Annotated in this window: 5 protein-coding genes; 1 reads left to right on the top strand and 4 read right to left on the bottom strand. The window is 69.3% G+C overall.

The features are described 5' to 3' along the window. The 4 genes from G6016_RS15660 to ftsY form a co-directional block, all read right to left on the bottom strand. A partial coding sequence (locus tag G6016_RS15660; RefSeq protein ID WP_241730371.1) for a [protein-PII] uridylyltransferase family protein occupies positions 1-782 on the bottom strand: 782 nt, incomplete at its 3' end. Positions 783-817: 35 nt separating this feature from the next. Further along, on the bottom strand, positions 818-1,156 hold the full coding sequence (locus G6016_RS15665) for a P-II family nitrogen regulator (RefSeq protein WP_182633529.1): 339 nt from the start codon (positions 1,154-1,156) through the stop codon (positions 818-820). 43 nt (positions 1,157-1,199) lie between these two features. Beyond that, the gene (locus G6016_RS15670) at positions 1,200-2,495 is read right to left on the bottom strand and encodes an ammonium transporter (RefSeq protein WP_241730372.1); all 1,296 of its coding nucleotides are present in this window, start codon (positions 2,493-2,495) and stop codon (positions 1,200-1,202) included. 308 nt (positions 2,496-2,803) lie between these two features. Then, positions 2,804-4,318 carry a signal recognition particle-docking protein FtsY gene (ftsY, locus tag G6016_RS15675; protein WP_182633531.1) on the bottom strand — a complete coding sequence of 505 codons (1,515 nt, stop codon included), beginning with the start codon at positions 4,316-4,318 and terminating at the stop codon, positions 2,804-2,806. A 235-nt stretch (positions 4,319-4,553) separates the two neighbouring features. On the opposite strand from ftsY, the gene G6016_RS15680 reads away from it, so the two are divergent. Next, the coding region (locus tag G6016_RS15680; RefSeq protein WP_479682415.1) for a succinate dehydrogenase/fumarate reductase transmembrane subunit at positions 4,554-4,853 on the top strand (300 nt) is incomplete at its 3' end.

Below are 4,853 nucleotides of genomic sequence, written 5' to 3' on the forward strand. Positions count from 1 at the left end.
AGGGCGGCCCCCACCTCGTCCCCGTACTGGGCGTGCAGGACCTCGCGGGCGTGGCCACTGGCCCGGTGCAGCTCGGTCCGGGCGTCGAGGACCCGCGCATGTGCGGCAGCGAAGTCGCCCGGCCGGGCCGACCTGCCGTCGCAGAGGTGGGCGAGCGTCAGCGCCGACACCAGCTGCACGTCCCGCAGGCCCCCGGCCCCGTGCTTGAGGTCGGGCTCGGTGAGGTGGGCTATCACTCCCGCGCGCTGGCGCCTGGCCGCGGCCGAGGCCACCAGGTCGTCGTACCGCGAGGCGATCTGGCCGCGCCACTGGCGGCGGGCGCCATCAACAACCAGCGCACCCAGATCCGGGTCCCCCGCCAGCACGCGGGCATCCAGCAGGCTGAGCCCCGCGCAGACATCGGACGCGGCGACGGCCAGGCTCTGGTCCACCGTCCGGACGCTGTGGTCCAGCCCGATCCCCGAATCCCAGAGCGGGTACCACAGGCGGTCGGCGATCGCGGCCAGCTCGCGGTCCGGGCGCCGCTCGTGGACGAGCAGCAGGTCCAGGTCCGAGAACGGGAGGACCTCGCGGCGCCCCAGCCCGCCGAGCGCGATGAGAGCGAACCCGCTGGCCTGCCCGATGCCCGCCTCTTGCGCCAGCAAACCGAGCTCGCGCTCATACAACGCGCACAACGTCCGCCGCAGCTCCGCCGCGGAAAGGTCCGCGTGGCCCCGGCTCAGTAGATCCGCGCGTCCATCCCTGAGTGCCTGCGCCCGATGACTGCCGAATGTCCCGCTCATCGTCGACTCCTCCCCCGCGTTCCCCCGCGGCCGCGCTAGATGGCGGCCGGGCCCTGTTCGCCGGTGCGGACGCGGACGATGCTCTCGACCGGGGTGACCCAGACCTTCCCGTCGCCGATCGTCCCGGTGCGGGCGGCGTCGACGACCAGCGTGATGACGGTGTCAACGGCGTCGTCGTCCACCACCACCTCGACCTTGATCTTGGGGACGAAGTCCACGGCGTATTCCGCGCCGCGGTAGACCTCGGTGTGTCCCTTCTGGCGGCCGAAGCCCTGGACCTCGCTGATGGTCAGGCCGTGGATGCCGGCCTGCTCGAGTGCGGCTTTGACGTCGTCAAGCGTGAACGGCTTGATGATTGCGGTGACGAGCTTCATGTCGTGATTCCTTCTTCTCTGTCCGTCTGTGCGTATATCCGGCTCAGCGGATCAGTGCGGTGGTGGAGGGCTCGTATGCGGTCTCGGCGTGCTGGGTGCCATCGATTCCCGACTGTTCGTCGGCCGCGTCGATCCGCCAACCGAGCGGCTTGCACAGGGCCCAGGCGATCGTGGTCATCACCGCGGTGAACCCCAGGGCGACCACCGCGATCACCGCCTGGATGACCAGGAGTTTCCAACCGTCGGCGGAATAGAACAGTCCGGCCGCGGTGTCGAACGTTCCGGTGGCGAACAATCCGATCGCCACGGTGCCCCACAGTCCGGCGACCAGGTGGACGCCCACCACGTCGAGGGAGTCGTCGTATCCGAAGCGGTACTTCAGCCCCACCGCGAGTGCGGAGAGGATTCCGGCGACCGCGCCCAGGGCAACGGCACCGAGCGGACTGACCGAACCGGCGGCTGGCGTGATGGCCACGAGTCCGGCTACCACGCCGGAGGCGGCACCGAGGCTGGTGGCGTGGCCGTCCCGGATGCGTTCGGCGACGAGCCAGCCGAGCATCGCTGCTGCCGTGGCCGCGGTGGTGTTGACCCACGCCAGGCCGGCCGCGCCGTTGGCGCCGAAGGCCGATCCCGCGTTGAAACCGAACCAGCCGAACCACAACAGTGCGGCGCCGAGCATGACCAGCGGCAGGTTGTGCGGCCGATACGCGGTGCGCCCGAACTCCAGGCGCTTGCCGATGAGCAGGACCAGGACCAGAGCCGCGATTCCCGCGTTGATGTGGACGACGGTGCCGCCGGCGAAGTCGATCGGGGCCACCGCTGCGGTCAGGCCGCCCTCACCGTCGTCGACGGTGCCGAAGATCTTCGCCGCGATCCCGTTCTCCGAGTGGGACAGCAGGCCGCCACCCCACACCATGTGCGCGAGTGGGAAGTAGGCCAGCGTCACCCAGATGCCGGCGAACGCCATCCATGTTCCGAACTTCACGCGCTCGGCCAGTGAGCCCGAAATGAGTGCCACCGTGATGATCGCGAAGGTCACCTGGAAAGCGACATCGACGACCTGCGGGTAGGCACCCGATCCGGAGGCCACCCACCCCGAGGCATCGCCGATCACTCCGGAGAGACCGAACATCTCGAACGGGTTGGCAAACACTCCGCCGACGGACTGACCGCCGTAGGACATCGACCAGCCCCACAGCAGGTAGATGATCCCGACCAGTCCCATCGAGCCGAACGACATCATCATCATGTTGAGCACGGACTTCTGTCGCGACATCCCACCGTAGAAGAGCGCCAGTGCGGGTGTCATGAGCAGCACCAGTGATGCCGCCATGAGCATCCAGGCCGTGTCTCCCGTATCGAACTCACCTGTCACGGTTCGCCTCCTGCTCATTCGTCGAGGAGCGGCTTGTCGCTCCCCCGTCTGAGACAAGAGATTTCCGTCGAGGTGTTGCGGCGGGTGCGCGCCAGTGTTTCCGATCCGTTACGTGCGGGACCCGATCGTTCCGATTGTGTGTCGTGCTCCTCACCGCACGCCGGACCGCCGGAAATGCCACAGCCGCGCCTCTCAGGTGCAGCCGCTCCGGATATATCGGGAGCGGCTGCACCTGAGAGGCGCGGCTGTCAGCGTCAGCACGCCGGTGCGGGTCAGGTGCCGAGAAGTGCGTTGACGAACGCCTCGGGGGTGAACGGTGCGAGGTCGTCGGCGCCCTCGCCCAGTCCCACGAGTTTCACCGGCACGCCGAGCTCATGCTGCACCTGGAACACGATGCCGCCCTTGGCGGTGCCGTCGAGCTTGGTGAGGACGACGCCGGTGATGTCCACGACGTCCTTGAACACGCGTGCCTGCATCAGACCGTTCTGGCCGGTGGTCGCGTCGATCACGAGCAGGACCTCGTCCACCTCGGTCTTCTTCTCCACCACACGCTTGACCTTGCCGAGCTCGTCCATCAGTCCGGTCTTGGTGTGGAGTCGGCCGGCGGTGTCGACGAGCACGGCGTCGACCCCGGTCTCCACGCCGCGAGCGACCGCGTCAAACGCGACGGAGGCCGGGTCCGCCCCCTCCTTGCCGCGGACGACCTCGGCGCCGACACGCTCGGCCCAGGTCTGGAGTTGGTCCGCGGCCGCGGCGCGGAAGGTGTCGGCGGCGCCCAGGAGGATGGCGCGACCGTCCGCGACGAGCACGCGCGCGAGCTTGCCGGTCGTGGTGGTCTTGCCGGTGCCGTTGACGCCCACGACGAGGAGCACCGCTGGCGTGCCGTCGTTGGGCAGTGCCTTGAGCGAGCGGTCGTACTCGGGGTGGAGATTGTCGATGAGGGTCTGGCGCAGAAGGTCGCGGACCTCGGCTTCGGTGCGCACCTGGCGGGTGGCGATCTCCTCGCGGAGGGTGTCCACGACACGCTGAGTCATCGCGGCGCCGAGGTCGGCCATGATCAGGGTGTCCTCGATCTCCTCCCAGGCGTCCTCGTCCAGGTCGCCCGCGCCGAGCAGTCCCAGCAGTCCCTGCCCGACGGAGTTCTGTGACCTCGAGAGTCGACCACGGAGACGGTCGAGTCGACCGGCGGACGGATCGATGCGCTCGATCGGCGCGACCGGCTCCGGTGCGCCGGTGATGACGTCCGGTGAATGGACGGGCAGGTCCTCGTCGGGAACGTCCTCCGGAGCCACCACCGGCTCGACAGTTGCGGGCTCCACGACGACGGTCTCGGGGCTGGGCCCGGGTTCGATGTCGGGCTCGGGCTCGGGGAACTGCTCGCCCTCGGACGGGGCCGGCGTCTGCGGCTTCTCCGTCGGTGCGCTCGGCGCATCAGGGGACGCGGGGGCCGTGGACGCCGCCGGCGCTGCGGGGGCGCTCGGCGCTTCAGGTGAAGCGGGCGCTGTGGGCGCCGCGGATGCTGGGTCCTTCGGCGCGGTGGTCTCCCGCGGCAGCGGCTCCTTCGGCGGGGTCGCGGTGGCGGCTCCCCCGGCCTGGGTGAACGAGAAACCCGCACCTGCCTGGTAGTTGCCCGAGCGCTCCTGCTGCGTGAGCTCCTTGTGCTCCTCGGGCTTGGTCAGGCTGATCTGTCGCTTCTTGCGGAGCTGGAGCCCCACGACGAGCGCGAGGACGACCAGCAGCAGAACGACGACTACGGCAACGATGATCCAAGTGGTGGTGGTGTTCACGGTGCCCAGTATGGCCGAATACCCCCGAATCGCTCACCGGTGCCATGCCGGTCGCGATCTCGGCCCCGGGCGTGGCGGCGCGACCTAGACTCACGCTCGTCGCCTGAGGAGGTGCCCGCCCGTGGCCGAGGTAGTCGCCCCGTCGTCACCCGCCAGCCCATCGTCCGCGCCGCGCCGGCACAGGACGCCGACCCACCGCCCACCCGGGTTTCCCACCTGGGCTGCCAAAACCGTCATGGCGGTCACCGGGCTGGTGTTCACCGCCTTCGTCGTGGTGCACATGATCGGCAACCTCAAGGTCTTCTCCGGTGCCGAGCACTTTGACGGGTACGCCCACTGGCTGCGCACACTGCTCGAGCCGCTGTTCCCCTATCAAGGGGTCCTGTGGACACTTCGGGTGGTGCTGGTGGTGTGCCTCCTCGCACACGTGTGGTGCGCGGCGATACTGGTCAGGCGATCCCGGTCGGCCGCGGGCCCCCATCGTCGCCGAACCCGTCCCGGAACCGCGTCATTCGGGGCGCGGTCGATGCTCGTC

Origin of the sequence: Dietzia aerolata (assembly GCF_014144865.1) — a bacterium.
GTDB classification, from domain to species: Bacteria; Actinomycetota; Actinomycetes; order Mycobacteriales; family Mycobacteriaceae; genus Dietzia; species Dietzia aerolata.

Excerpts from the sequence above, each read along its gene's own strand:
- G6016_RS15665 (WP_182633529.1), bottom strand. The coding sequence starts at position 1,156 with ATGAAGCTCGTCACCGCAATCATCAAGCCGTTCACGCTTGACGACGTC.
- G6016_RS15670 (WP_241730372.1), bottom strand. The coding sequence starts at position 2,495 with ATGCTCATGGCGGCATCACTGGTGCTGCTCATGACACCCGCACTGGCG.